This window comes from Nocardia flavorosea NBRC 108225 (assembly GCF_001613385.1).
In the GTDB taxonomy this organism is placed as follows: domain Bacteria; phylum Actinomycetota; class Actinomycetes; order Mycobacteriales; family Mycobacteriaceae; genus Nocardia; species Nocardia flavorosea.
The window spans coordinates 1-728 of record NZ_BDCG01000065.1 but is presented as its reverse complement, the minus strand read 5'-3'; the positions used below and the strand labels follow the sequence as shown (position 1 = coordinate 728).

Here is a 728-nt window from a genome sequence, read left to right as displayed (position 1 = left end):
ATCCGCTAACAGGTTCTGTACGTCGTCGAATCCGAGCAGCGACGAACCGGTATCCGGATTGACTGGGCCCCGATAACGGGTCCACCGATCATGCGAGTTGCGGTTGGTTGAACTCGGTCGGTGTCCATTGCTGCCGGAACGCTTCAGGGGTAAGGAATCCCAGCGATCCGTGCGGCCGATAAGTGTTGTACTCGATGCGCCAGTCCTCGGCAAGTACTTGCGCTTCGGTCAGCGAGCAGAACTGCTCACAGGCAAGGAATTCGTCCCGGAAACGTCCGTTGAACGATTCACAGATCCCGTTCTGCCACGGCGATGCCGGGTCGATGAACGCCGCATCGACGCCGGTGAACCGGCACCAGTCGGTCATCGCGTGTGCGGTCATCTCGGTACCGTTGTCCATCCGGATATGCTCCGGTTTCCGGCCGGTCGCAGCCATGACCTCGTCGAGCACATCGACGATGTTGATCAGCGGTACACGACCGGAACGCCGTGACGGCCAGGGCTTCACGGGTGAACTCGTCCACCACGTTGAGGAACCGGACTTGCCGGCCGTCGACGGTCACGTCGACCTGGAAATCCAGCGCCCACATCTGATCCGGCCGCGACGCACGCAACCGCTGATGCCGGCCGACGCCGACCCGGCGCTTCTTCCGAACCCGGACGGGCCGTTTCAATCCGTGCTCACGCCACAATCGGCGGGTGCGTTTCCGGTTGACCACCAAACCTCC

General features: G+C 62.2%; 2 protein-coding genes. One reads left to right on the top strand and one right to left on the bottom strand.

The features are described 5' to 3' along the window. Positions 1-88: 88 nt before the first annotated feature. Complete coding sequence (locus NFL01S_RS33850) at positions 89-451, bottom strand: integrase core domain-containing protein (protein ID WP_084493478.1); 363 nt, start codon at positions 449-451, stop codon at positions 89-91. Between NFL01S_RS33850 and NFL01S_RS36640 the strand changes: the two genes are divergently transcribed. Then, positions 435-728 (top strand): hypothetical protein (locus NFL01S_RS36640; RefSeq protein WP_218019662.1); only part of this gene is annotated, 294 nt, incomplete at its 3' end. The two genes, NFL01S_RS33850 and NFL01S_RS36640, sit on opposite strands and share 17 nt — an antisense overlap.